We start from the raw sequence: 25,903 nt of genomic DNA on the forward strand, positions 1-25,903 counted from the left end.
CTAGTTTTGTTCGCGAGGCGCGAGCCTAGCGAGTATCTTACTAGTGTCTCCACCGTTCAGTTTGGCGATCTCGCGTAGAAGGTCATAGTAGGATCTGACGTGTCGCTTTCCATCGCGGCCATGGTAGAGGCTTACGTTGGCATACATTGTTGTTACCAGTTCGTGGTTGTACATTGGATATTGTGTGTCGCTGAGTCCTAGTTCGCCTAGTTGTTGGCTGATGGCTCCCTCGCGGAGGTCGAGAACTTTCCTGCCCTTTCGCTGGCGGTTTCTATTCTTTAATCGCGTTCCTTCGATTCGACAGTCGTCGCTGCAGTATTTCTCGGAGAACCAGCCTAGAAATTTGCGTTTACAGACGACGCATGTCTTGAGGACTTTCTTGTCGACAGCCATGTTCTTGTAACCGTGTGTCTTTGGTCCCGTATCCCTTCGCTTGTTGGATATATGGTAGAGAGGTACCGGTATAAAACTGGCATGCCTCCGACGGACCTTAACCGGCATGGATGATCGGTTGACCCTGCCATGTACTACGCAAAAGGCATAGTTCCGCGAAACTCTTTGGGTCATTTTTTTGTTAGAAAAGACACTGCAAACTCTTCGTTGGATTGAAGGATTGTTAACTCTTTCTGGATGACGATTCGCTCTCGTGCGGCCGGGTTCGTCATCCTCTCTGGCTATTTAGCACGAAAAGCAATTCCCTTGTTTGGGTCGCGGCCGAGTGCTGGCGGTGAAGACGATCAGACAGAAAAACCATGCCTCAGCCGAACTTTTACGGCTCCTAGACGAGTTCAGACATATGGTGAACGTCTGCATCGCTATCGGAACAAAAGAGAACGTTTCCAGTCTCAAGACTCTATCGTCGAAGTCCTATCATCATCTCAGTCGTGACATCCTTGGCTACTACAGGCTGTGTGCCGTCAGTACGGCTACCGGGATTCTTCACAACCATCGAAAGGCCAACAAGAAGATGAACCCCCGGGCAACCGTTCCGTATGCTAGGAGGTTGATGTTGACCACGTGCTACGGGTTCAAAATCCAGAATGGTCTTCTCAGAGTCCCGGTTAAACCTCGAGAGTACGTGTATGTCAAGCTAAACAGTCATACGCTCCAGGTCCTCTCAGGGCTCAATGTCCACTCGGTTACCTTTACACCCGACGCGCTCAGTATCAGCTACTCGAAAGAGACAGTTGAGATCGAGCCCGAAGGATACATTGGGGTAGATCGTAACCTGGACAACGTGACAACTGCATCAGCGAATGGAATGGTCAAGACATTCGACTTGTCAAAGGCGACCGGGATCAAGTCTACATACCGGTTTGTCAAGAGTCGATTCAAGAGAAACGACTCCCGAACAAGAGCGCAGATCTTTTCCAAGTATGGAGAGAAGCAGCGGAACCGTGTACTACCAATACTCCACAACGTGTCCAAGAGAATTGTCGAGAATGCGAAGACTCGACGGTATGGCATAATAATGGAGAGACTGACCGGGATGAGAAGACTCTTTCAGAAAGATAATGGGCAGAGCAGAAACTATCGGGCGAGGATGAACAGTTGGAGTTATGGAGAGCTGCAGCGACAGGTAGAGTATAAGGCGCGATGGGAAGGAGTGAAGGTAATCTACGTTCCTGCTAGGAACACGTCCAAACGGTGCTCAATATGCGGGTACAAGACCCTAGAGAGCACCAGACGAAGACTATGGTGTCCACACTGTGGAGCCACGCTAGACAGGGATGAGAACGCGGCTAGGAACATAGCTGCGAGAGGGCTGAGGTTCAGCCCCAACGGGCCTCCAGATGAAGCAGTGAAGGGGAACCCGACGACGACGGTAATCCTCAGAGTCGATGGAGGCAAGCTAGGTCGTTTCGCGCAGATCTAGCAGAACCCGCAAATGAATTATATATGAACAGAATTGACCGCACGCTCTAAGGCGCCTTAGTGAGTTATGCGGATAGTAGGTTCTACAACTGGAGAGAGGAGTGCAGGTCGGGTCTTTCTTTCTGAAGGAATTCTGAATGAACCGATTACTCGCGAGGTCTTGATCGGGATGAAGGCTCGGGGTTTGAGGAGGCGTCTTTGGTTTAGCTCTCTTTCTCGTATGGAGAGGGGTTTGGTGGACTTGACGATACGGTGGGTGGACAAGGTGCGCAGCGGACTGATGGCGGAGACGTTGATGCGGATACTGGCGAAGCTGGCGATGGCATTGGAGACAGGTATCGGAAGAGTCCTAGCTAAGGGAAGAATACTCGCTACCAGGGCGAGTGAGCTGGCTGTAGAATGGGGTAACGGTTCCGCCTTCGTATGGCGGTTTGAAACGGCCTTCGCTAACGCGATGGGCCTCGGGATTCTCGGATAAACCACTCTTGCGTCACGGGATGCACTCGCTAGTCCCCCCCTTTTGATCGAAAGATTTCCTGTCTGGCACAGACTCCGGCGAGACAGCTGATTCGGGGCGCGATACAGGCTTTGACGGAAACGCGTTTGCTGGTGCTAACCCGGTTTTCACGAACGATTTACGATCGAAATCTAGGCATGGTTCAGAATCGAGATCAGGGCTGATAATGGGCGATTTCCAAGAATGGTTCGGGCCATGAAGGAAGAAGGGCCACGCGAGAGCAGCTGAACGTGCGATTCTCAGCGTTTCATGAAGGGCGGGGCGCGCGAAAAACAAACCCCCCGGGGGGTCATGATTTAGTTAACAGAAAAAAAGATGCGCGAGGCCTCCGAATCCACCGACAGGCTACGAGAATCTTCCAAGACAACCAGCTGGATCGAAGCGCGAGAGATCAGAAAAATGGCTAGATTCCGAACGGAAACAGTGATGGGCTTGGCCTCCAACTGAAGAAGATCAGAGAGATCCCCACAGCGTTGGGGAGAGCAGTAAGATCCAAGAGATTTGCCCTTGCAGCGTTTCTAGTACCAGTCTTCATACGATCAATACCAGAGATCCTCGTCGGACCCTACCCTGTAGGATGGGACACCATCGCATTCTACGTCCCCAACACCCTAGACTGGGCAGCAGGAAAAGCAGGGTTCCTAGAAATTCTAGGGACTGCCCCGCTGATGTACATGATCTCGGTGCCCGTGCATATTCTGACAAGAGTGAATCCTGTCTGGATCTTCAAGGTCATGGGACCCATCCTGTACGGAACCATGATCTGGGCACTGTTTAGGTTCCTACGAATCGGACTAAAGTGGCCAGACAAACAAGCAATCGGAGGCGCGCTACTAACATCACTGTATTTTGTGACATTGAGAATCAGCTGGGACCTCTACAGAAACATGCTCGGACTAACATTCATCCTCGTGAGCCTCCCTTTGATCGAGGACATGGAGGGTCCCAGAAAACAAGCCCTGCTATCTGCGTTGATAATATTGGCCGTCGCCGCAGACCAGCTTACCGGAGTAATCGCATTGGTCTTGGTAGGGGCTAGAGCCCTCAAAGCGCTAGCTAGAAAGCAACAGGACGAATTCGCAGGAATGGTGAAGTTAGCCTTGCCGGGAGTCGTTCTGTTTCTCGCAACGGCATACGCGGGATTGATCGTCCCCGGAATCGGACTCGTCAGCCAACAAGCCCCAGTGCCAACTCTCACTAGTGCGAGTTTGAGCCTTGGATTCCTGGGATACGCGTATCTAGCCCTAGTCCCGCTGATACTCATCGGATTTCGAAAGGTTCCGAACATTGAGCTTCGAACCTGGTCCGTCTTCTGTATCGCAACCGTTGCTACGGCCATGCTGCCCTTCTTCGGCCCGATCGTCCAGAGTTATCGATGGTCACTTCTCTTGGATATACCAATCTGCATTTTCGCTACAGCAGGGTTCTACAAGATATTAGAATCTGTTCCCCCGAGAATTGGTTGGGGCCGAAATTTCCATAAACTAATTTTGCCAACATTCTCCACTGTTCTAATGGTCTCAGCAATGCTCTACATTGCGCTCCCTGCCCAGCAGGCGATGGTGTACTACACTGTGTACTCGGAATTGTTACCAACTTCCATGGTCCAAGACACAATCCCACTGTCTGACCTAGGAAATTTGAGATCGCTACTGGACTCTGCAGCTGCGAGAATCAATCCAGAAACAGTCCTGATAACCCACCAAGCGATCTACGGTTGGGCTAGAGCCTACCTCCCTTCACTGAATAGTCAATTGATCAACTATCAGTACAACGCTCCCCTACGAGGTGTTGAGATCGCGAGATCAGAGGGATACTTCTCGATTCTGATGATATGGTGGATAGATGGGTCGGGCTGGCACAACCAACCAACCGTCCCGGCCGGCTTCAGCGTTCTCCTCCAGAACGGGGATCTAGCCCTCTACACGTATAACTAGAGGATTCAAAGCGAAATTTGTTCGATGGTTACATTACCACCGGGAACAAGGGACTGAATAGAAACGAAAGTCAATCAGCTGAAGAACTACTTCAGGTCGAACCCAGGGATGCCGTTCGTACTCGCGTTCATGACTCTTCTAATCTCGGCTGCCACTCTACTAGCAACCGGCAGACCGAAGGAGGCCGATAACATTGCAAACTACGCTTTCTACTCCCTCGTTCTTGGCATCGCGATCCAAGTAATAGTCACGATACGGGAGAGCCGAAAACATTCTCACCCCAGCAACAGTAGACCGCCTGACTCGGCCTGAGTCAGAACTTGTCGAAGGTTTTGTGAAGAATAGGATTTCCATCGTCATGCCTGCGTACAACGAAGGGGACTGCATCGGAAGAAGCATCGCAGACGTGAACAAGCAGTTTGCAGCCATGTCCGAAGACTACGAGATAATCGTCGTTGATGATGGGAGCGATGATGATACCCGAAAAATCGTCGAAGAACTCACAAACAAGAAGTTCAAGATCGTAGGGTATGACATGAATCAGGGCAAGGGGCACGCAATCAAAGTGGGCCTCTACCACGCCACGGGACAGTTTGCCTTCCTCATCGACAGCGACTCTGAAATTCACGCCAAAGAACTGATGAATTATGTCAACGCACTAGAATCGGCAGATTTCGCGATCGGGTCTAAGCGACACCCCCTCTCAACAGTTCGAACCCCCACGATGCGTCGATTTCTCAGCCTCGGATTCAACATCCTCGAACGTCTCCTTACGGGAGTAAACGCAACAGACACGCAAGCTGGGCTAAAAGCCGCAAGGAGCTCAGCCCTATACCAAGTTCTGCCTCTCCTTTCTGTAAAGAGATACGCCTTCGACGCCGAGCTGTTGGCGGTAGCCTCACTCTTCAATTTCACGATAAAGGAACTACCCGTTAACATTGACCTAAAGGCTACGTTCAGCGCCCGACAAGTTTTCCGAATGCTCGTCGACCTTCTTGGAATCGCGTACCGATTACGGATAAAGCGGTGGTATCAGGCAAACAAAGCTTCAATGTCGGACACATATGATCCAATAATTCAGTGGTAGAAACGGCTCAAGGAATCCTTCCACATCATGACCCTCCATTAGTATCGATCATAGTGGCCTGCATGGCAATTGATTCTTACACAACTGAGTGCATCCAGGGGTGCCTGCAACTTGACTATCCACGATTCGAGCTCCTAGTGTTACCCGACTTCGATGGAACCCTACACGAAGACCGGATTCGGGTCCTACCAACAGGACCTGTGAAACCTTCTGAAAAGAGGAACATGGGCGTGGACGCTGCAAAGGGTGAAGTCATCGCCTTTATTGATGGAGATGCCTATCCCGACAAAGACTGGCTGAGGAATTGCATCAAGTATTTTGATGATCCTAAGGTCTCCGCTGTTGGAGGACCGGGTCTCACTCCTCAGTCCGATAGCGCAATGCAGAAGGCGAGTGGCGAAATATTATCATCATTTCTTGGATCTGGACCATTGAGCTTCAGACATTCGGCTAAGCTTCCTCGAAGATGTGATGATCTACCTACGGTCAATCTGATTGTTCGCCGATCCGCATTCCAAGATGTGGGGGGATTCGACTCCACATATTGGCCTGGAGAAGATACGAAGTTTTGTCGAGATTTGGTCTACAGAATGGGTGGGGACGCTCTATATGCACCTGATGTGATGGTCTATCATCACCGCAGATTGCTGTTTCGTCCTCACCTGAAACAGATCGCTGGGTACGGGCTTCACCGAGGGTATTTTTCGAAGAAATTTCCCGAGAACAGTAGGCGACTTCTATACTTCATTCCTTCGCTCTTCCTACTGGGCATTCCCGCGATCTTGCTCTTGGGTTATCTTGACGAAGGTTTTAGGTATCTGTCTCTCCTTGCTCTGCTCGCCTATTTTCTCCTGATTGGGATTGGAGCTGTGATGATCGGCTTCAGACGGCGGAGTCCCAACCTTGTGGGTCCAATCTTCCTTGGAGCGTTTGCAACTCACCTTTGGTATGGCGCATATTTCATCAAAGGTCTTCTTTCTAGAAAAATTGACACGCACGCGGCCAGTTACAAATCTAATATATGACGCACGTCAACGGCGCCGTTTGAAATAAGGCCTGTCGCTACTTGAAAGTCTCTGTTTCTTACCCACCTATTCCTACCGACAAAGGAACTCCACTTCTTTCTCAGAATAGGCAGTTCCAGTATTTCAACGAGCCCACTTACATTTACCCCATGGTTCCAGCGTCCGCCGCTACTATGCTCAAAGCTGCAGGCTATGAGACCAAATGGGACGATGCCATTTCGGAGCAGAAATCCTATGACCAGTGGTTGCACGAGATAGCCAAGGAAACCCCTGACCTAGTCGCGATCGAAGCTAAGGCCCCTGTGATAAAGCGCTACTGGAAGAGTATTTCCGATATCAAACGGGTCAGTCCAGGCACGAAGACTGTTCTGTGTGGCGACCACGTGACTGCCTACCCTGAAGAAACGCTCCGAAATAGTGAGGTAGATTACGTAATTACCGGTGGAGACTTCGACTTCTCCATCAAGAGTCTCGCCGACTACCTCGATGGAAGAGGTAAGATGGAACCGGGAGTTTGGTACAGAGTCAATGGATCGTTCGAGTCAACTGGGAAGTTTTCGCAACGACACAACTTGAGCGAGGCTCCGCTCATCGACCGAGACCTCACCAAGTGGAGGCTCTACAGCGTCCACAATGGCAACTACAAGTACACTCCAGGGACATACACGATGGTAGGAAGAGACTGCTGGTATAGGGCGGGAGGCGGATGCACGTTCTGTTCTTGGACAATCCACTATCCCTCCTTCAATGTCAGGAGACCAGAATCCTACCTGCAAGAAGTCGGAATTCTAAGCGAGAAGTATGGCGTCAAGGAGGTATTCGACGACACAGGTACTTTCCCTGTCGGAGAATGGCTCCAGAAATTCTGCAACGGCATGATCCAAACTGGACTCAACAAGAAGATCCTCATCGGTTGCAACATGCGATTCGGAGCTCTTTCGGCTGAAGATTACAGACTGATGAAGAAGGCAGGGTTTAGGTTCATTCTCTACGGGTTGGAATCTGCCAACCAGAAAACACTAGACATGCTGAACAAAGGAGTCACTGAGAAGGAGCAGATAGACACCTGTAAGATGGCGAGCGAAGCTGGACTTGATCCCCATCTCACCATAATGTTCGGGTACCCATGGGAGACCAGGGACGAAGCAATGAAGACAGTCAATACTGCAAAATATTTGTTAAAGAAAGGATATGCGAAAACTTGGCAAGTAACCATTGTCATCCCATACCCTGGAACCATGCTTTTCGAGCAGGCAAAAGCAAACGGTTGGTTGAAGACCGAAGACTGGGATAGATATGACATGAGGGAACCGATATTGAAAACTCCGATGAGGGATGAAGAAGTGATGGAAATAGTACAAGGACTCTACAAGGTAGCCTTTGACCCGGAATTCATTATTCGGAAGGTGGTTTCTATTCGAAGTCTTCGTGATGTGAAATTCATGGTTCGGGGAGCCAAGAATATTTTTGGTCACGTAAAGGATTTTTCCCCGAACCAGCTCTCGTGAGTCTAGCCTCAACAAGAGCCCGCAGAGGCATTCCGCTAAGGTTACTCTAGACGAGGAATCTTATGTTCCGGATACAAGTCTTAGCAAACCACTTCCTGTCCCCCGATATCCTCGGAGGCGGAGACAGGGTTTTCATTGAACTTTGTCGCAACTGGCAACGGAAAGGGGTAGAGGTAAGCGTAGCGTGCCCGAAGAACGGCAAGACTCTGTGCGAAAGTTGCGGGCTTGATGCGGACTACGAAATTATCCCCGGCTCGTTCCTCGAGAGGGCACCATCTCTGTTGGCTATCCCACTGCTCTTCATAGCTAGGGCTCTAAACACCTGCGTCATGAGGCTACCCTACGGGAAGCAAATCATGTTGTACACTCCAGGGGATTTCATCTGTAATGTCATCCCAGCCGCCTTCTTAAGGCGCGTCTGCGGGGATCGTGCTACGTGGGCGGCCCACGTGTTCTTTGTGATACCTCCTCCTTTTTCAAGACAACTCTCCTTCGTCAGGGATGTGATTTCGTTCTTCTTGCAAAGATTGAGCTTTTCCTTGATGAGGCGATACGCCGACCTTGTGATAGTACTGAATTCAACGACTAGGGGCCAACTGATCCGATGTGGCATACCTGAAGAAAAAATCTTCATCTCGAGCGGAGGAGTTGACCTAGCCCAAATTGAAGCCGCGGAAAGTGGAATTGACTCCCCCTACGACGCGTGCTTTGTTGGAAGAATTCATCCTGGGAAAGGTGTGCTCGACCTAGCCGAAATTTGGGAAAAGGTAGTCGCCATCAAAAGCGATGCGAGACTCGCGATCGTCGGTAGCGGCTCGCCGTACTATGTTGACATGTTGGTTGAATCACTTCGTGCTAAAAACATAGCTCGCAACGTGGACATGCTAGGGTTCAGAGCTTCCCCCTTCGGACTGATGAAGTCCAGCAAGATTCTCCTTTATCCAGACCATGAAGCCGGGTACGGTTGGGGATTAGCTGTGTGCGAAGCTCTCGCCTGTGGAATCCCTGTAGTCGCTTACGATCTCCCCGTGTACAGAGAGTTCTTTCAAGAGGGAATGTCTCTGGTCAGATTCAGAAACACTGCCGAATTTGCCAAAGCTACACTTGACGTATTGGACAACGATAGCAAACGAAAAGACCTGGGGCGGAGAGGCAAGGATTTTGTCCGGAAGTATGACTGGAAAGGTGTTTCGGATACCCTCTTATCGGCACTCGAGGAAATTCCCAGGGGAGAGCCAATCGTATCCTAGAAAACATCCTTATTTGGTATGGTACCATTTCGAAAGCGTCTCTGACATAGAGTCGCAGTCTCCTCCCCGAGCTGTCGTCGTCGATCTCGGATGCGGAGAAGGACTCCTGTTAAACATGATGAAGCGCGGGCGCACCCTTATCGGCGTTGATGTTTCAAAAAACTGTCTTCGACAGATCATTGAGAATAGTTCTGCTCAATTCTGCATTATGTCTATGGCAGAAAACGTGCCTTTGCAAGACAATGTCGCGGATGTTGTGGTATCTCACCAAGCGATAGAGCATGTGGCTGACCAACGCAGGGCCATCGCAGAGGCCTCGCGCATCTTAAGGCCTGATGGATTACTGATTGCCTCGACCCCTGTCAAGGGACTTCTTGGTCGTCTCTTTGCAAGATCCCGAAATGCAAGGGGCGAAAGAGTACTTTCACCCGACCATGTGAGCGAATACAAGTCGGAAGCTGAAATCGTCGATTCTTTCGTAAGACAAAGCGGCGGGGCTCTCACGCCTGTGAAGGTCCGGCGGAAAAGTGTGAAAGTGCCGGCCAGTCGAATGATTCCCTGGCTCTATGACAAGGGCTATGTTGGACCAATGCTCCCAGCCTTTCTATACTACTCCGACGTGTATGTCGTCTTTCGAAAGAATGGCTTCGCTAAAACGATAGAAAATGCCCTCAACTCGCAGGAATGAATCCTCGCCGCAAGAGAGTCGTCTAATATGAGGGTTCTTGTTACTGGTGGCTGTGGCCTTCTAGGCTCACATACGTGCGAGTATTTTGCAAACAAGGGCGATGAAGTTGTCGCCTTCGACAATCTTACTGAATACGAGCTTCTGAGGACAGGTTATGATCGAAACTCGGCCCGAAGACACATTGTGGATCTCCTCAATAAGGTCGGTGCAACAATCATCAGGGGCGACATAAGAAACTACGAGGAACTTTCCGCCGCCGCAAAAGGGTCCGATTATGTGGTTCACACTGCTGCGCAACCTGCCATGACCATCAGCATCGAGAATCCTGATCTCGATTTTTCAACCAACGTAGTTGGCACGCTCAACGTTCTGAAAGTCGCCAAGTCGCTTAGCATTCCAGTCGTTTCTTGTTCAAGCATTCACGTGTATGGAAACAAAATCAACAACACACTAAAGGAAACCGAGAAACGATACGTGTCAGACCCCCCTGAGATAGATGAACAGCGTCCTGTTATGCAAGGGACAGTTACGCCGCTGCATGCTTCGAAGAGATCCGGCGAACTGTATTGCCAAGCATTCATAGACAGTTATGGATTACGTGCGGCTGTATTTCGTCTCACAGGAATGTATGGACCCCGCCAATTTGGCGGCGAAGACCACGGCTGGGTTGCGAACTTTACCATCAGAACGATATTGAACAAACCGATAACGGTTTTCGGAACCGGAAAGCAGGTCAGGGACATTGTGTATGTTTCAGACGTCGCAGAAGCGTTCTACGCCTTCTACAAGAGGGGAAAACCTGGGATCTACAACATTGGGGGAGGAAAAAAGTTCAGCGTTTCCCTGCTGGAGTGCCTCGATCTGATCCAGAAGACAACGAAACGAAAGCCTAAGGTCACATTCGGGCCGGAGAGATTGGGCGACCTTCGATACTTTGCCTGCGATATCTCGAAGGCGACAGAACTCCTCGGATGGACGCCAAGGATTTCCCCGGTAGAGGGCATTGAGAAACTTGCTGCTTGGGTCGAGACAAACAAGACCTTATTTGCGAACTGAGCGAAGAATAGCTCTCAAGAACGTGGGCTTGGGCGAGCATCTCCTCTCAGAAAGGTGTCGAGCAACGGCTACTAATCATGCAGCAACATCCTTGGTATCGATAATTATCCCGACGCAAAATTCCTCTCCGACCCTTGGCATCTGTCTTAGGTCAATTCAATCCCAAACCTATCCCCACACAAACATAGTCATCGTCGACGGCAATAGCACCGACACCACAGAAAACATCGCCAAGAGATATGGCGCTCAAGTTATTCGGACCCATCGCTCTCGGTCAGCCGCTCGGAACATTGGCGCATTCGCTGCGCTGGGAGAATACCTCCTATTTCTTGACTCCGATATGGAACTGACTTCCGATGTCATTTCCAACTGTGTAGAGACCACACGCAAACATTGCCTTGATGGAGTCATGATTCCTGAAGTCAGAGTAGGCAAGGGTTTCTGGGCTAAGTGTCGCGCACTAGAACGAGCGACCTATGTCGGCGATCCGCTCATAGAATCCGCGAGATTTTTCCAGAAGAAAGCGATTCTTTCATTGGGAGCATTCGATGAAGATCTCGAAGCCGGCGAGGATTGGGATCTTCAGAGAAGACTGGAAGAATCCCATTGCAAAATAGGAACTATTAGCAATTGCATAAGGCATCATGAAGGCAATCTCACACTAGGCCATCTGGTCTCGAAGCGATACTATTACGGAAAGACCATAATGAAGTATGTCAAGAAGAATTCTTCGCGAGCACGAAGTCAGTTCGTCCCTATCCGGCTTAACTATATCAGAAACTGGAGAATGCTTATCTCAAATCCTCAGTACGCTCTGGGAATGATTCTCATGAGAATGGTTGAAAACATCGCTGTCATGACGGCAATTCTCGCCTCGTCTACATGGGATAAGAGAACATCCCCACCATCGGGTTAGTCTCGAAAGTACGCGTGCGAATGCTGACAAAAGTGAAAGACTACGCGACAGAGCATCACGAACTCGATACACACGACGATCGAATCGTAGAACCTTCGAGAAATTCAACTCGCATGACCATTCGGACCGTTCGTCTCCTTCCGAAGAGGGTTCTCATCATTGGTCATAGGTCCGAGATTTACGGTCCCGTACAGGCTCTAGTAAATTTCTCAGAGAAAAACTTCAGCGAAGTCTCCGTCATACTACACCCACTACCACAATCCAGAATTGACAGCACTACATATAGAACATTCAACGAAGGAAAAGCGACGTACTCCTCAAGCAAGCGAATCTTTGGCCGATCTGAAATGCTATGCTTCATTCAACACGTTTTCTGGGCATTCTTCCTTGTCATCACAAAGACCAACGGTAGGTTCGACTTGTGCGTCGGAATAGACAATTTGAACGCCTTCTGCGCAATCATGCTCCGCAAGTTAGGTCTTGTCAGCGATGTAGTGTTCTATGTAATCGATTATACTCCAAGAAGATTTCGAAACCCAGTGAAAAACGTGTCATATCACTGGCTCGATCAGTTATGCGTGAAGCATGCCGGCCGGGTTTGGAATTTGTCAGACAGAATGGCAGAGGTCAGAATGAGGCAAGGAGTCGATAATGAAAGAAACCTGGTGGTGCCCGTGGGCGTTGAGCTGGAAAAGGTAAAATTCGCACCTGCAAGTGATATCGACCGAAACCGTCTCGTATTTGTAAGCCATCTGACTCGGTCGAAAGGTGGGGAACTTCTAATTTCTGCAATGAAAGATCTTCAAGATAGGGGTATCTACGCCAAATTGGACATAATCGGAACCGGACCTTTTGAACAACATCTGCGAGAGTTGGTTGCAAAAGCGAATCTAGGTGAGAGAATAGAATTTCTGGGTCTGGTTCGCCATGATGAACTCCTACGTTACCTATCGATGTACGGGATCGCTGTCGCTCCATACATGGAGGACCCCGACAGCATCACTTACCTCGCGGACCCAACGAAACCGAAGGAGTATCTAGCCTGCGGTTTGCCGGTAATAATCACTAGGGTCCCATGGATCGCAAAAGAAATTGAGAGAAGAGAGATGGGAATCGCAATCAAATACGATAAACAGGAGTTAGTGGATGCAATCATCCGGCTCTTGCAAGATGAAGAATTCTATCAGAGGTGTCGCACAAATGCTGAGGCATTTTCAGCGAGACTTGGTTGGGATAGCGTTTTCGAATCAGCATTTCACAAGAGCATCTCGAGGATGTTCGCCACAGAACCGAGATAGTACCATTTCTCCAAAAGAACGGTGAGCATTTCGGAGCACGAAAGAGGACAGCAACGGTATTTTGACGCCGAATTCGAGGGCTACTCCAGATATCAACTGGAAAACTGGAGAAGAAGTTTCCTCAATAGAATTTTCACTGCGTTAGGAATAGGAAGCACGCGGAACGAATCATACCTTGACATTGGAGTTGGAGGGTCCGGTTACACAGTTATCGAAGCCACGCGAAAAGGATGTGTGTCGGTCGGCGTAGATATCTCATCAGAAGGAGTTAGAAAGGCTAAGACCTTTGCAAACTCAGAACTCGGGCGAAATGCGAACTTTGATTTCGTGGTTGGTTCGATCGACAATTTACCATTCAAGGACGAAACGTTCGCTAAGATAAGCACCATCGCGGTTCTGGAACATGTACCTGATGACAAAAGAGCAATTTTGGAAATGTCTAGGGTGAGCAAACCCGACGGGGAGGTCTTTATCACCGTTCCGAATGCATACTCAAGAATCTTTCCAATCTTCTGGCTACCTTACTTTTTTTGGGACAAGAGGGTGGGTCATCTTCGACACTACAAAGCGGAGGACTTGATACGGCAGTTTTCGAACTGCCGATTCACTCCTAAAGATATGCGATATTCAGGCCACGCTTACAAGCTAATTCAAATCTTGCTATCGTTTGTTCGCCCCAACATGACCCGCGGAAACTCCAAACTCTGGTGGAAGATGGAAGAGTTGGACCTAAGGAACTCATCGAGGGCGGGAGGACTTCAGCTCAACATAGTCCTGAAGAAAGGGAAAGTCCTGAAATTCCCCCTCGAGATGAATCTTGATCCGGGACCAAGAACTGACCTGAAGAAAACGCACGCAGGATTAATACAGTCAACCAGCTTTGCTCGGCACCCACCGGACAGATGGTGAAAAGATATTGAGGACACAAGTAAGATTCGCGAGAGAGGCTCTGGCTGTTTCATCTTACGTATTGGTTTCTCTTCTCAGCTTGATTCGCATTCTTGTGTCCCCCGGAGTAATCTCCTACTTGTTCGATTGGGATGTCCCACCGTTTACTCAACAGTTCGTGACCGCTCTGAACACTAGAACATACTCATGGAATCCCTACGTAGTCATGGGAACGCCCTATACAGTTGGCAATGACACATTCTACTATTTCTTCCTAAGAGCTCTCGCGCCATTAGGAGGAGCGGACGTCAGTAAGCTTCTGCTCGTGTTTGTGTTCGCACTTTCGGGCTATGGGATGTTTTCCTTGTGCAGACAATTGAAAGTCAGTCCGCTAACTTCATGGGGAAGCGGGCTCCTTTACATGCTGTCTCCGTTCGTCTACCTGGAACTACTTGCTGGACACATTCCCTCTGTGTTCAGCTATGCAATCGCGCCGGTCTACTTGTGCTCTCTGATCAGCGCTCTAAAGGCTCCTCAACTCAAGAGGATACTCCTGAGCGGATTGATCCTAGCGATCGGTTGGACCTACATAGACTTCGTAATTATCTTACCCCTAGTTTCCCTTGCGCTTATCTTGGCCTGGAAAGGCCCTCTGAGAGTCAAATCGAGAGTATTCTTCGGTTCCGGTCTTGAAGCCGTTGGGCTTCATTCTTTCTGGATCTTACCGCTCGTTAACGACCTTTTTTCTGGCAACATAGTTCTAAGAACGCCCGGTGAGGCTTCCCGACTGTTCATCAGGCTCTCTGTTGTCTACGGCAGCAGTTCTCCTTTGATAGACACTTTCCGATTGAAAACCTTCTTTCTATCTGACGACCCCTCATCTTGGCCGGCACTCTGGACAGGCCAAATCGCATGGCTGGCACTCAGCTTTTTGATTCCTCTCCTCGCATTCGCGGCTGTCACGCTTCGTAGAGACAGAATAACGCTTAGCCTATCCATCCTGGCACTAGGTGGCGTAATTCTTTCCTCAGGAGTGACAGTTCTTGGATCTTCCTACGCATGGTTGATTCTGAACGTGCCTTACTTCGACATATTCACAGCTGTCCACCGGTGGTTACCGCTAGCCATTATTCCGTACTCAATTCTTGTGGGTATAACGTTTGATAGAATTGGAGCTCTTGCAGACCCCATATTCAAGTACGTTCCCTCCCGAGCTAGTGCCTCGATTGCAAAGGCAGAACATGGCATTTCGATTTTGTTCAGAGTACGCGGAAGCAGGAGAAAGGGTCTCGGTGTGCTTCTATCTGCAATGATCCTAGTATCAATGGTGGTGGGTTTTGCTGGAAGCTTCTTCATGTTTCCACCAAGGCTTCTCGAGGGCCGTTTGCATACTTACACATTTAACCAAGGTGAGCCTCAGGTCTATCAATTCCTTGCCGGGACCCAAGGAGATTTCAGAATTGCAAATTTTCCTCTGCTTGGGGATCTCGGGCTTTCTGGACAATCCTCTGCTGGCGCGGATCCACTAGGAGTATATCCACCGAAATCCGCGATCGAATTTGGGCAGGGATTTAGCTCGATTAGCGACCCTGCCGCTTACACCCGATTCCTGAGCCTAACATCATACTTGGGCAAGACGAATGACATCGACAAACTCCTCGGCCTTGCGAACGTGAGATACATCGTTTATTATCACAACCGAACTGATGAAATCCAGCGAGCTTTGTATGCTCCGTGGTATCCTGGGCAACAAGATGTCTTGCTGCACAACTTCTTCGCAGCTCAGTCCGGCCTTAAAGTAATCACAGACAATGGAAACATAACCGTTTACGAGAATCAAGCCTACACTCCCCACATTTACGGAGTCAATAACATGGACATTATCACCGGGGATAGATCTGCACTTTTGGCACTTGCCAAGCTCGAGAACTATTCTATTAGTAACAATGCTTTGGTTTTCTCTGGCCAAATTCCATACAGCGATGCGAGAAATACGTTCAATCTTGCTCGAGGAATTGTCGTCGTTGATGGCGATATTATGGATCTGGTGTTGCCATTTCTGCCCAGCGAATACACGATTAATCCCGGGTTTTATTCAACTCAATCAAGTTGGTTGTCGATTGACAACGAATGGTGGGGAAAGTGGAGATTCTCTTCTGCGGAAAACTTCGGGGATGGATTGTTCACTCGGAATCCTAACGATGCAGTCACCATCTCATTTGACGCAAAACAAGACTCGTTGTATGACATCTGGGCGAAGCTCTACTATGATTCATCTTCGTTTTCCACTAGATTCGATATCGACGGCAAAACCCTCTCGCAAGTCGACACGTATCTTCCTTCTGATATGGGATTCCAGTGGATGCAAGTGGGTTCAATTGAACTCGGAAAAGGCAGTCATAACATACTTGTGACGAACGGCAATATCGGCACTACGTCTCTGTTACAGCTACTCGTAGTGCCTCACGATATTCTATCATCCGCTGAGGCGAAGGTGAATCTCTTGACGGAAAACAAAACGTTAACGTTTCTAACGAAACCACTTGCGACCACTGCAGAACTCTTTAATTCAACCCAGTTGTTGAGGAGTATCTACTTCATTCCCGGTGCAGATCGAACAAGCAAACTCTCCTACGACTACTCACTGCCGGACAACTCCTTCCAGCTGAGAGCAACTTTCAACCAAACTGGGTCTGTTAATGAGGCCGTGCTGGGACACATCGACATCGGAACTCCTTACACTTTGGCCGAGATGCAATCCTTGGAGTTGACCTTGCAACTATCAAATCCATCACTGCAGTTCTTCGAGATAAAGTTCAATCTTGACACTACAGGAGGTGGAGTCGCAGACACGGTAATACCTATCCTCCATTCTCCTTCTGACCTCTCCCCTAACCTCGATTCGAGGCTGAGCTTCAATCTAGCTTCTCTCGCGCAGACCTACAGTCTGAATGCAGACAAGACCAGGCTGGTAGGACTTCAAGTTGTGTTTCAAAAGACAGCCGGAAAGGACCTTTCGAGCAACCCTCGAACGGTTACCTTTGCAATAAAAAATCTCAACATCGTCAAGAACAAACAACAGTTTGACTTCAATGCTTCATACGGCAACGCGATAATAGGAAACGCGAGAGCGTCTGTATCAGTTTCCAACTCGGGAGTTTATCAGCTTATGGCAAGAATAAAGGCGAACAGCGACAGCAATGTGACGTTGAGCGAAGACGGAAACTCAATCGTTACCCTGTCAATGGCCCCCACCAAGGAGTACAAATGGGTGAACTTCGGACAATCATACATTTACAGCGGTAAACATGAAGTTGCAATTGACTCGATCGGCTCGACCACGATAGACCTGGTTATGATCGAAAGCTCACCTGCTAATGATGCGAATTTCGCTAACCCAACGCTGACATTCGACAGGATTGACCCGACAAAGTACGTAGTTACTACGAACCAAACAAAATCAATGTTCCTCATCTTCATGGAGAACTATGACCCCTCCTGGTCGATCTCAGTTGCTAACTCATTGCACCTACGCGCCTACGGGTTGTCAAACGTGTATTATGTTTCAAATCCCCCCGCCGAAATGTCCCTAACTTATTCAAGGCAATTCCTGTTTTCTATTGGGTCAACGATAACCGAAGCAATTTGGGGATTGCTTGCTATGGCGGTCATTGTGCCTACGAGGTTCTGGAACCGATTGACCAAGAAAGTCCCATTTCGAAAGAACTTGCGCGGCCGGTTTCCGAAATGATACGATGCATCGACAACTTGCCCCGCTCGACGAAGCTCTCGTGAATCGTATGAAAGCGCTGATTCTAGCTGCCGGGAGGGGGAAGCGACTTGGTAACGCCTATGACCAAAGCAAATGCATGCTAGAGATCGACTCGAAACCCCTGATTGAATACAGTCTCGACTCTGCCGTTGCTACAAGGGCGCAGGAACTAGTCATCGTAGTCGGTCACAGAGCAGATGAAATAATGAAAAGATACGGAAGGGAGTACAGAGGCAGACCTATACAATACGCTTTACAGGAGAATCAGAATGGGCTTGTCCATGCTATTGAATGCGCGGAGAAGCCCATTGCCGGAGAGGACTTTCTATTACTTCTCGGGGACGAAATAATGCTCAGACCCTGCCACGAAGCGATGATTCATCAATTCGTGGCTCAGAGGCCGTTTGCGATATGTGGCGTGCTTATCGAGAAGCGTAGACATCGAATAAGTAAAACCTACTCAATCATTCAAGATGAGTCTAGAAAAATCTGTAGGCTGATCGAAAAGCCGCGGAATCCCGCGAATGACTGGATGGGCACAGGCAGTTGCATATTTAGGAATGAAATCTACTCTTATGTCGAGCGTACCCCCTTGAATCAGAACAGAGGCGAAAGAGAACTCCCTGATTTGATCCAATGCGCGATTGACGACGGTGAAGAGATAAAGTCGTTCACGATATGTGAAAAATATTTCAACATCAACTCTCCAGAAGATCTGCGAGAGGCAACAGAGAATTCTCTACTGCTATCGCCTACAAGCTCTTAGTTCAGGGTTGTTACGAATTCTCGCGCCAACTGGAGGTTGGATCCCTCTCTTCGGCACGCCTTCCTCAACACCCACTCCCCTGAGAGCTCGCCCTTTCGAATTCGTAGTTCATAATTTCTGGCATCAATCCGGCTATGGTTAAACCGACAAGAAGCATCTCCGGATCTTCCTCCTAACGATCATCGACTACGCCGCCCTAGCAACAAACCTCCACCTGACCCCACTCTTCCGTCTCCCCACCCTCCTAGTCATCTTCGCATTCTCCTTCCTGATCGTCTGCCGACAGCTTTTCGTCTTCCGAGAGACTGACTTCGAACTCTTAGGGAATGCTCTTCCCGATGCGTTGAGGTCGGTTTTAGTAGTGGAGCGCCTCCTTGTTCGGGAGAGAGTGGATTCGGAAAAAATTGGGGATTAGTATTTGAGGGGCTTTCTGGTCTCAGTAGCTGATGGTTCCGGTGAAGGTGCCCGAGAAGGTTCCTCCTGTCATTGAGGTCTGAACGATAGTAACGTGAGCTGTCGTTGAGCCCGAGGCATCTGAAAATCGACCTGTACCTCCAGTGATAGTGCTAGATGCGGTAAGCTGGAAAACGTGTGGATTGGAAGTCGGACAGAAAACGTCATTCGCGGTTTCGAAAAGCTTGTCACCATTTGCTGCCGTAGTAGTGACCTGTTCTTTTGCGGTGAATCCTCCGCATTCTGACGGGCCACCCATGGTGCTTGTTGCCTCAAAGACTACCTTTCCGAGATGCGATTCATGCCCCTCACCCGATATGGACGCCGTGGTTTGGGATGTGAGGGTAAAGGTGCCTGAAACAGTTGCGCTGTAAGGTCTTGAATGTGTAGCGAATGCAGCTGGAAACGCACCGAGCACCATCAGAACGGCTAGGGTAATGGGAACCAGAATCATTCTTTTCATTCTTCTTCTATACACCTCCCTTTCCAGTCGGTTTGTCGGAGGACCCAGCGGCTTTCGAGTCTCGGAGAGTGAACCGTTTTACATCAACTTACGCTGAAGGGGCGAATTGTGTAGACCCATGGCGGCTGCGTCGAACGCAATGGGTCGTAGCCGGATGCAGAACCGCGCCTCTTTGATTATGAGTATTTCACAGTTGTGCTATCTGTGGAATGAAAAAGATGTAAGAAGCGTCCCATCGCAAGGATTCCATTGTCAAAGTGTTCTTGGATAACATTATATTGACAATAGGGACGACCAGTTCCTTAATGTTGATTGCGAATGGACATTATCGGGGCATGAGCGAGGATTCCACTGGTTGGCTTTCCTTTATGGCGAGTTAGGAGCTGGGCTAGCCACAGGCGCTCCTTCGCAACCAGCGGGAGCAACAGATGCCAACCGCGTAGGCGGTTCGCCTGCACAAACTCCACAACCGCGGTTTGAAAGACAGTCACAGGCGGCCGGAATAACCCGCGACTCCGACGCACTAAGGGCCCGCGGAAAACCGGCCGGCCTTGGGAGGCGACTGGCATCAATCATCCGGTATGAGTCTACCTGGGACCGGAGGAAATTCTGGCCCTACGGATCGACAGCTCTGATCCTGTTTTTCAGCCTGGCTATCATACTGATTCTCAGTCTAATCCCAGCGTCGATCTCCGGCGAGCTAAGGGCTTCAGGGTGGATGTACAGCATCGTCGTTCTCGTAGGTCTCCCAACAGGTTTCCTCGCCTTCCTTGTCGGAGAGGCCTCTACGTCAGGGACCATTGGTCATGAACGGGACAAAGGGACTCTGGCAAATCTTCTCGTCCAGCCCCTCCGCCGCTCCGAGGTCTTCCTTGGAAAATACCTCGCCAAGTTGATCTGGTTCCTAGTTCTCTCCACCGCTATCGTGGTCCTAATGCTCGTCTCATCGAGGATACTCTTGGGGCCCCAGATCCATATTCAATACGCACCCATCATTATCCTAGATCTGACCCTGACATTTCTCTTCTTCGCAGCTCTCGCTCAATTCCTAAGCTGTTTCTTCCGCCGATCAAGAACAGTCTTCTTCATCATAGTCCTAATGTGGCTTGTAGTGACCATAACCACAAGCACCTTGACCGGACTGACACTTCTATCATCCGTGTCTAGCGGAAAGACTCCCGCCCTCGTCGGGTGGCTCCTTACCTTTAACCCGCTGAGCTACTCCGACATGACTCTTGCAGGGACTGTGTTGTATCTGGCTCCGCTCAGCATTTTATCGTCCAGTACCATGTTCTCTGGGCCCGGGTACGTTCTGGGATCCATTGGCTTCGGGACGCTTGGCTTTGCCGAGAAAAGTACGATAGGCCTTCTCTTCGGCACACTGGGCTTCTTGGCACTAGGCTGGATTGCGTTCCGGCGAATCGAGATCACAGGATGAGTAAGACATTGACATCCTCCTCACCAGGTCCCGCGCTCACGGTTGAAGGCCTCACCAAACTCTACGGAGGATCTGGAAACGGTGTGAGGGACTTGAAGCTAAGCGTTCCCCGCGGCAGCCTTCACGGTTTTCTGGGCCGAAATGGTGCCGGAAAGACAACAACAATGAAGTGCATCATGGGACTCCTCCGCCGAGACAAAGGTCGATTTTCACTTTTCGGGGAACCCTACGATCCATTCCGCAGCTTCCAGCTTCGTCGGCGAATCGGGTACTCTCCCGAGCTCCCCACGTTTCCCGCCCATCTCAAAGGTCGCGAGGTACTTGAGCAGTATGGGCGGATGCGAGGACTCAGGAAGACTGAAGCTCGTTATGAAACATCTCTCCTCCTACGCCAGCTCGAGCTGACCGAGGCAGCCGACCAGAAGGCAATGACGTACAGTAAGGGTATGAAGGCGAAACTTGGAATCGCAATCGCGATGCTCGGCGACCCAGAGTTGCTAATCCTAGATGAGCCCACCTCTGGCCTCGACCCTGTCGCCATCTCGGATCTCCGAAAGCTGTTGCGCGGCCTCGTCTCTGGGGCAGAGGGAGGCCGGACCGTTCTATTGTCATCTCATCAGATGTACGAAGTCCAGCAGCTCTGTACAAGCGTCACAATCATCGACCAGGGCGTCACCAAGGCCGAGGGACACCTCATTCAATTAATGCAACAGGTGAAGAGAAGCTCCGCTTACCGTGCAGAGTTCGCCCGCTTGGATGAGCCGCTCGTAGCCGCGATACGGTCGCTCCCCGACGTGTCAACCGTTGAACCTGCTTCAGGAGTCTCAAAGACGCTACGGATACAGGCCAAGCCCAACGTCGATCTACGCGAGACCTTGGCACGGCTCGCCGTCAACCAGGGCACGCTTCTGCTATCCTGCGAACAGGAGACGCTTGCGGTCGAAGACGTGTTTCTCTCATTCGTACAGGCCTAGACCCCTGAAGATCGTAGAGGCCCAAGATGCCTCGACTCTACGAGTGAGCTGGCTCAGCGTGTCTTAGTATTGGCGAGGAATAAATAGGAAAGAAAAGGGGACTTGTAAGCCCGCAAATCGACCACCCTCAGTCGAAGGAGAGAGGTTGTTGATTGACCTATCCCGGTGGGCTATTGTCGATGATACGAGTGAAAGGGAATATTGACCCTAGTCAGAGTCGCCACAATTCGTCTGTTGCGAAGAATTCTGCCCGTCCGCGTTGCAATCATGAGTATCTAGGTTCCTAACAATTGGAAAACCGAAGCTAGATTCGCTGGTACCCCAGGAGGAAAGTGCTATACGTGCAGCCCCCAAGGCACCTATTCGGCTGTCGGTGATGTTCCAGTAGCCAACTCCGTCGATCGAGATCTTTAGGTTGTCCCCTCGGAAAACCATCTTGACGGTGTGCGGGTCGAAGGGGCTGAGACTTGTTTGGATCCCGTTATTTGTGTAAGTGGTCGAGGTGGAAATCACTAGGTTGATTATGCCGTTGGTCCAGATATCCATGAATACCTTGTTGGAAAAGTCAACATACTTTCCATTGGCGCGTGCAGTATAATAGGGACAGCAAGTCGAACCTGTGCCAATCGTATTGATCGTCTGCATCCTAAAGATCACAGTTCGATCCGAAGCGAACGTTTGACTTGAGACAACCTCCGCTGAGACGCCCTGCCCCGTCAAGCCGGTACTATTGATCGCCCAATAACCTTGCAGGACCGTCCAGCTGACGACCTCGTGGCGTTGTGATGAATCCGTGGCAGAAGAGGAGGGAGCTAGAACCGTCATGAGAACTAGAGCAATTACTAGGAGATAGATCTTCATCGATCGTCGGCATCCGCCGGCAGAGTATTAAATCCATCCCTGTCCAAGTGGCCAATGAAACACTATCGGCGTAGTTGCGCGGGTAGCTCGCAAAGAGCTGGTTGGTTTTCTTCAGCCCGTAGCTCATCTGCACTGACATAAGAATTTGGCCTCCTGTTCCAAGCGCACTAAAGCCAACTCTCGATTATGTTGAAAACCTTAGTTCGCGAAAAAGTTAGCCTAGACGAAACATGATCTAGGAGACCGTCCGGTCACTGAGTAACGCAATAGTATTTTCAATGTTCCAAGTGCCTCTTTCTATTTCAATCCTGAGATACCGGAGGTGTTAAATTGCGATGGAGAACGGAACTCAAAGCACAACTTTGTCGAAGATAAAGAGTAGGTTGCTCCTAATCGCGGTGCTCCTCTTGGGCGCTATTTGGATAATGCCGTTCCAGAATGTTCATGCTTCGCCTGTCGCGACGAGGCTTCCCGGTGTCAAAGTGGGCGACAACGCGACCTATGCCTATGCAAGCCTTGCCTTCCAAACTAGTAATGCGACAGCGTTTCAAAACCCCAACGGTTTCTTGAGCAGCGTCAGCCAAATAACAGCTCGAATTACAGGAGTGTCGGGAACGAACGTAACTTTTGCGGCTACTTACTATTTCCCGAACGGAACATCATTTCTCTTCGATTCGGTGAATACTGACGTGCAAACTCAGAGCTCTTGTATCACATTCTACCTCGTGACTGGTTCCTATTCCTTCTGTAGCCTCGAGAACATCCAGAACGGCGGCTCAGTGAGTCTTATCGCAGCTGGGTTACAAGCACCCGACGCTATCGGAGCAAATCCGTCTGTAATCCTGAACCAGACAGTGACCCGGACAATTCTTGGAGCTCAGAGAACACTAAACTTTCTGAATCTCACATCGGTCACACAGGGAGGATTCCTGTGTCCCTTCGGGACAATTATTCTTGCCTGCACGTCTACTTTGACCATGGGGGTAGCTTGGGACCAGGCATCTGGAATCCCGGTGCAAGAGATAATCTCTGTTTCTGCCACATCACCAGTGGGCACTGCAACCTGGCTCCAGGAGCCTGTACTCGTGGGTACGAACATTTGGACAGGATCAACCCCAGATTTCAGCATGACATCCGACCCGTCCGCAGTCACCCTCCAGAAAGGGGAGGAAGGGTCCTCAATTGTCACTCTGACAAGCTCGAACGGTTTCGCCGCGACGGTTAATCTGCAAGCTTCGACATCTTCCCCCAAGCTTTCATGCTCGCTCAGCGATACGAGCGTCACGCTCAACCCCTCTGGCACCTCATCTTCAACGATTTCCTGTCGTGGCTCAAAGGGCACCTACACTGTAACGGTAATGGCCACTGTAGCAGACCTGTCACATTCGACAACACTAACTTACATTGTCCTAAGTGGACAACACAGACATCATGACAACGACGACTGACAACAATGGCATTGTAACGGGACCCTTTTTTTTCCAAATCGTTCATCGTATCTTAGCTGCTGAGAGTAGGCTTGTTCCCACCTAGCACCTCTCTCGCGATTGCCCATCCTCGTAGTCGTGTTCATTCTCAGCTTCTCACAATATCCCGAGCCCTTTCGGTTTTCACTGAAGCCAACTTCAAACTCTTAGAGGATGCTGTTCCTAGCTTGCCGAGACCGTCTCTAGAAGTCATCGAATGCTTCTTAGTCTGTAGAAGCGGGGATCTAACCCGAGGGATTCTCAAGCATTGAGACTTGGCCGAGCGGTTCCTACTATTTTCATGCTGTCAATCCTGGCCGTATCAATCGGTCTCGCACTCCAACCAGCGGCTGCCACTGGGTCCGGTATCACAATAGACAATTTCCTTGTCCAGCCGATCACGGGCGTTTCTGGCGGTCAACGACTCATCAACGTCACTGTCGGGATCACCAACTCTGGGACGGTTGCTCAGAACTTTACCATCAAACTCGTTTGGGACGACACTACTGTCACGAGCCAGAAGGTCACAAACTTCGCGCCTGGAGCCAGACGGTTGTTCACATTGGCTCAATCGGTAGCCTTCGATCCGACGACCGGCCATTACGTCGGGGTGTCCGCGGGAGATGCCTGGGTGGCCATCCCGGTTTATCGGCCTCCAGGCTATGGGACTGGCTCTTCCAATCTTCCACGGTGGAATGACGAGGCCAGTCTCGCCGTTGGTTTGGCTGTGGCAATCAGCATCTCCATTACTCTGATTCTGTTGAAGATATCTCGGAGAGTCAAGGCGACTCCTTCGGTTACCCCTGCTCCTCCTCAATGTTGTCTACTTTAGCACAACCTAGAAGAACCACGCGCCAAGAAACACCTACATCCCAGTTGACAGAGACCGCGACCGTCTTCAATGTCCGGTGCGGGCTCGTTTCGGACTAGAGGAAGATGGTTTCTTCTGATAGGTCTTTGAAGTGGGGGTCTCCGGTAACTATTCTCGAGTTGGACCGTCTAGCTGTGGCTAGAATTATCGAGTCGGCCATTCCCCAGCCTTTCACCCGTTTCTTTCTTTCGAAGTTGAGCTCCCCCGCTGCACGCGCAAGCTCCTCTTCCAGAGGAACGATGCTGGTACGCGCTCTCACGAAGTCGTATTTGGATCCGAACTCACGGTCCAGTCTCCTATACTTCTCCGAAAGCTCGGCCACGACAATGGCAGGGGTGACCGCGAGCCCGTTGTGCAAGAAATCCTGAACCTTCACGCCGGCACTGGTTCCGTTGAAATATTCAATCCAGGCAAAAGAGTCCAAGACGACGGCCCGCTGGCGTGCCATTTGGCCTTACCGCTCAGTGGGCATCTTTCGTGATCCCTTCGTGTTCCCTTAAAGTCAACTGTACCTTTCGGTGTCTGTCCACTCCGAACATCGAGCTAGGAACCCGGAGATTCTGGTCCATCAGTTTCTTGATCAACTCGTCAAAGCTCTTAGCGTCCCCTGCCTCTAACAACTTCTTCATTCTCTCCCAGGTCTCTTCCCTAACCGCAACCGTCTTGGCCATAGTTTCACGTGATACATAATGCATAGTGCAAAATATATTGTTTCCGAGGCGCCTCCACCTAGGACCCCTCTAAAGCCGAGCTATAGGCTTCAATGAACAAGTTCTCCTTCTTTACCAAGCTAA

General features: G+C 50.0%; 24 protein-coding genes. 19 read left to right on the forward strand and 5 right to left on the reverse strand.

Features of this window, described 5'->3' with window-relative positions; all coding sequences use genetic code 11:
• Positions 1 to 567, reverse strand: coding sequence for a hypothetical protein (locus VGS11_03370; GenBank protein ID HEV2119136.1), 567 nt, complete (start codon positions 565 to 567; stop codon positions 1 to 3).
• Between the two features lie 160 nt (positions 568 to 727).
• Between VGS11_03370 and VGS11_03375 the strand changes: the two genes are divergently transcribed.
• The 15 genes from VGS11_03375 (at position 728) to VGS11_03445 (ending at position 18,583) form a co-directional block, all read left to right on the forward strand.
• Complete coding sequence (locus tag VGS11_03375; protein ID HEV2119137.1) at positions 728 to 1,876, forward strand: transposase; 1,149 nt, start codon at positions 728 to 730, stop codon at positions 1,874 to 1,876.
• A gap of 240 nt (positions 1,877 to 2,116) precedes the next feature.
• On the forward strand, positions 2,117 to 2,353 hold the full coding sequence (locus tag VGS11_03380) for a hypothetical protein (protein ID HEV2119138.1): 237 nt from the start codon (positions 2,117 to 2,119) through the stop codon (positions 2,351 to 2,353).
• A gap of 512 nt (positions 2,354 to 2,865) precedes the next feature.
• Positions 2,866 to 4,329 (forward strand): hypothetical protein, encoded by a 1,464-nt coding sequence (locus tag VGS11_03385; protein HEV2119139.1) that lies wholly within the window; start codon positions 2,866 to 2,868, stop codon positions 4,327 to 4,329.
• A gap of 108 nt (positions 4,330 to 4,437) precedes the next feature.
• Positions 4,438 to 4,641: a hypothetical protein gene (locus tag VGS11_03390; GenBank protein HEV2119140.1), complete on the forward strand. Its 204-nt coding sequence runs from the start codon at positions 4,438 to 4,440 to the stop codon at positions 4,639 to 4,641.
• A 22-nt stretch (positions 4,642 to 4,663) separates the two neighbouring features.
• The gene (locus VGS11_03395) at positions 4,664 to 5,416 is read left to right on the forward strand and encodes a glycosyltransferase (protein ID HEV2119141.1); all 753 of its coding nucleotides are present in this window, start codon (positions 4,664 to 4,666) and stop codon (positions 5,414 to 5,416) included.
• Positions 5,410 to 6,441: a glycosyltransferase family 2 protein gene (locus tag VGS11_03400; GenBank protein ID HEV2119142.1), complete on the forward strand. Its 1,032-nt coding sequence runs from the start codon at positions 5,410 to 5,412 to the stop codon at positions 6,439 to 6,441. The genes VGS11_03395 and VGS11_03400 overlap by 7 nt, the downstream gene beginning before the upstream one ends.
• A gap of 41 nt (positions 6,442 to 6,482) precedes the next feature.
• Positions 6,483 to 7,949 carry a radical SAM protein gene (locus tag VGS11_03405; GenBank protein HEV2119143.1) on the forward strand — a complete coding sequence of 489 codons (1,467 nt, stop codon included), beginning with the start codon at positions 6,483 to 6,485 and terminating at the stop codon, positions 7,947 to 7,949.
• Between the two features lie 62 nt (positions 7,950 to 8,011).
• A complete protein-coding gene (locus VGS11_03410; GenBank protein HEV2119144.1) occupies positions 8,012 to 9,199 on the forward strand; it encodes a glycosyltransferase family 4 protein in 1,188 nt (395 codons plus the stop codon).
• Positions 9,123 to 9,887, forward strand: a complete 765-nt coding sequence (locus VGS11_03415) for a class I SAM-dependent methyltransferase (protein ID HEV2119145.1) — start codon at positions 9,123 to 9,125, stop codon at positions 9,885 to 9,887. The genes VGS11_03410 and VGS11_03415 overlap by 77 nt, the downstream gene beginning before the upstream one ends.
• 27 nt (positions 9,888 to 9,914) lie before the next feature.
• Positions 9,915 to 10,943 (forward strand): NAD-dependent epimerase/dehydratase family protein, encoded by a 1,029-nt coding sequence (locus tag VGS11_03420; GenBank protein ID HEV2119146.1) that lies wholly within the window; start codon positions 9,915 to 9,917, stop codon positions 10,941 to 10,943.
• Between the two features lie 91 nt (positions 10,944 to 11,034).
• The gene (locus VGS11_03425) at positions 11,035 to 11,859 is read left to right on the forward strand and encodes a glycosyltransferase (protein HEV2119147.1); all 825 of its coding nucleotides are present in this window, start codon (positions 11,035 to 11,037) and stop codon (positions 11,857 to 11,859) included.
• A 20-nt stretch (positions 11,860 to 11,879) separates the two neighbouring features.
• Positions 11,880 to 13,157: a glycosyltransferase gene (locus VGS11_03430; GenBank protein HEV2119148.1), complete on the forward strand. Its 1,278-nt coding sequence runs from the start codon at positions 11,880 to 11,882 to the stop codon at positions 13,155 to 13,157.
• A 21-nt stretch (positions 13,158 to 13,178) separates the two neighbouring features.
• Positions 13,179 to 14,066 (forward strand): class I SAM-dependent methyltransferase, encoded by an 888-nt coding sequence (locus VGS11_03435; protein HEV2119149.1) that lies wholly within the window; start codon positions 13,179 to 13,181, stop codon positions 14,064 to 14,066.
• Positions 14,067 to 14,073: 7 nt separating this feature from the next.
• Positions 14,074 to 17,796 carry a hypothetical protein gene (locus VGS11_03440; protein HEV2119150.1) on the forward strand — a complete coding sequence of 1,241 codons (3,723 nt, stop codon included), beginning with the start codon at positions 14,074 to 14,076 and terminating at the stop codon, positions 17,794 to 17,796.
• Between the two features lie 49 nt (positions 17,797 to 17,845).
• The gene (locus VGS11_03445; GenBank protein HEV2119151.1) at positions 17,846 to 18,583 is read left to right on the forward strand and encodes a sugar phosphate nucleotidyltransferase; all 738 of its coding nucleotides are present in this window, start codon (positions 17,846 to 17,848) and stop codon (positions 18,581 to 18,583) included.
• Between the two features lie 436 nt (positions 18,584 to 19,019).
• On the opposite strand, the gene VGS11_03450 is transcribed toward VGS11_03445, so the two are convergent.
• The gene (locus VGS11_03450) at positions 19,020 to 19,499 is read right to left on the reverse strand and encodes a hypothetical protein (GenBank protein HEV2119152.1); all 480 of its coding nucleotides are present in this window, start codon (positions 19,497 to 19,499) and stop codon (positions 19,020 to 19,022) included.
• Between the two features lie 355 nt (positions 19,500 to 19,854).
• On the opposite strand from VGS11_03450, the gene VGS11_03455 reads away from it, so the two are divergent.
• Together VGS11_03455 and VGS11_03460 are read left to right on the forward strand one after the other, a co-directional pair.
• Positions 19,855 to 20,937: an ABC transporter permease gene (locus VGS11_03455; protein HEV2119153.1), complete on the forward strand. Its 1,083-nt coding sequence runs from the start codon at positions 19,855 to 19,857 to the stop codon at positions 20,935 to 20,937.
• The gene (locus VGS11_03460; protein ID HEV2119154.1) at positions 20,934 to 21,911 is read left to right on the forward strand and encodes an ABC transporter ATP-binding protein; all 978 of its coding nucleotides are present in this window, start codon (positions 20,934 to 20,936) and stop codon (positions 21,909 to 21,911) included. The genes VGS11_03455 and VGS11_03460 overlap by 4 nt, the downstream gene beginning before the upstream one ends.
• A gap of 207 nt (positions 21,912 to 22,118) precedes the next feature.
• Here VGS11_03460 and VGS11_03465 read toward each other — a convergent pair whose 3' ends face one another.
• The gene (locus tag VGS11_03465; protein ID HEV2119155.1) at positions 22,119 to 22,772 is read right to left on the reverse strand and encodes a hypothetical protein; all 654 of its coding nucleotides are present in this window, start codon (positions 22,770 to 22,772) and stop codon (positions 22,119 to 22,121) included.
• 362 nt (positions 22,773 to 23,134) lie between these two features.
• On the opposite strand from VGS11_03465, the gene VGS11_03470 reads away from it, so the two are divergent.
• Together VGS11_03470 and VGS11_03475 are read left to right on the forward strand one after the other, a co-directional pair.
• Positions 23,135 to 24,220 carry a hypothetical protein gene (locus tag VGS11_03470; protein HEV2119156.1) on the forward strand — a complete coding sequence of 362 codons (1,086 nt, stop codon included), beginning with the start codon at positions 23,135 to 23,137 and terminating at the stop codon, positions 24,218 to 24,220.
• Between the two features lie 286 nt (positions 24,221 to 24,506).
• On the forward strand, positions 24,507 to 25,070 hold the full coding sequence (locus tag VGS11_03475) for a hypothetical protein (GenBank protein ID HEV2119157.1): 564 nt from the start codon (positions 24,507 to 24,509) through the stop codon (positions 25,068 to 25,070).
• Between the two features lie 94 nt (positions 25,071 to 25,164).
• Here the strand turns inward: VGS11_03475 and VGS11_03480 are convergent, their stop codons facing one another.
• Together VGS11_03480 and VGS11_03485 are read right to left on the reverse strand one after the other, a co-directional pair.
• Positions 25,165 to 25,557, reverse strand: coding sequence for a type II toxin-antitoxin system VapC family toxin (locus VGS11_03480; GenBank protein HEV2119158.1), 393 nt, complete (start codon positions 25,555 to 25,557; stop codon positions 25,165 to 25,167).
• Between the two features lie 13 nt (positions 25,558 to 25,570).
• Positions 25,571 to 25,780, reverse strand: a complete 210-nt coding sequence (locus tag VGS11_03485; GenBank protein HEV2119159.1) for a hypothetical protein — start codon at positions 25,778 to 25,780, stop codon at positions 25,571 to 25,573.
• Between the last annotated feature and the right edge of the window lie 123 nt (positions 25,781 to 25,903).

This window comes from Candidatus Bathyarchaeia archaeon, from assembly GCA_035935655.1.
GTDB lineage: Archaea > Thermoproteota > Bathyarchaeia > 40CM-2-53-6 > 40CM-2-53-6 > 40CM-2-53-6.

What these genes read in the sequence shown, in the direction of transcription:
- VGS11_03450 (HEV2119152.1), bottom strand. Translation starts at nt 19,499, where the DNA reads ATGAAAAGAATGATTCTGGTTCCCATTACCCTAGCCGTTCTGATGGTG.
- VGS11_03485 (HEV2119159.1), bottom strand. Translation starts at nt 25,780, where the DNA reads ATGGCCAAGACGGTTGCGGTTAGGGAAGAGACCTGGGAGAGAATGAAG.
- VGS11_03430 (HEV2119148.1), top strand. Translation starts at nt 11,880, where the DNA reads ATGCTGACAAAAGTGAAAGACTACGCGACAGAGCATCACGAACTCGAT.
- VGS11_03420 (HEV2119146.1), top strand. Translation starts at nt 9,915, where the DNA reads ATGAGGGTTCTTGTTACTGGTGGCTGTGGCCTTCTAGGCTCACATACG.
- VGS11_03370 (HEV2119136.1), bottom strand. Translation starts at nt 567, where the DNA reads ATGACCCAAAGAGTTTCGCGGAACTATGCCTTTTGCGTAGTACATGGC.
- VGS11_03480 (HEV2119158.1), bottom strand. Translation starts at nt 25,557, where the DNA reads ATGGCACGCCAGCGGGCCGTCGTCTTGGACTCTTTTGCCTGGATTGAA.
- VGS11_03465 (HEV2119155.1), bottom strand. Translation starts at nt 22,772, where the DNA reads ATGAAGATCTATCTCCTAGTAATTGCTCTAGTTCTCATGACGGTTCTA.
- VGS11_03460 (HEV2119154.1), top strand. Translation starts at nt 20,934, where the DNA reads ATGAGTAAGACATTGACATCCTCCTCACCAGGTCCCGCGCTCACGGTT.
- VGS11_03445 (HEV2119151.1), top strand. Translation starts at nt 17,846, where the DNA reads ATGAAAGCGCTGATTCTAGCTGCCGGGAGGGGGAAGCGACTTGGTAAC.
- VGS11_03390 (HEV2119140.1), top strand. Translation starts at nt 4,438, where the DNA reads ATGCCGTTCGTACTCGCGTTCATGACTCTTCTAATCTCGGCTGCCACT.
- VGS11_03410 (HEV2119144.1), top strand. Translation starts at nt 8,012, where the DNA reads ATGTTCCGGATACAAGTCTTAGCAAACCACTTCCTGTCCCCCGATATC.
- VGS11_03415 (HEV2119145.1), top strand. Translation starts at nt 9,123, where the DNA reads ATGACTGGAAAGGTGTTTCGGATACCCTCTTATCGGCACTCGAGGAAA.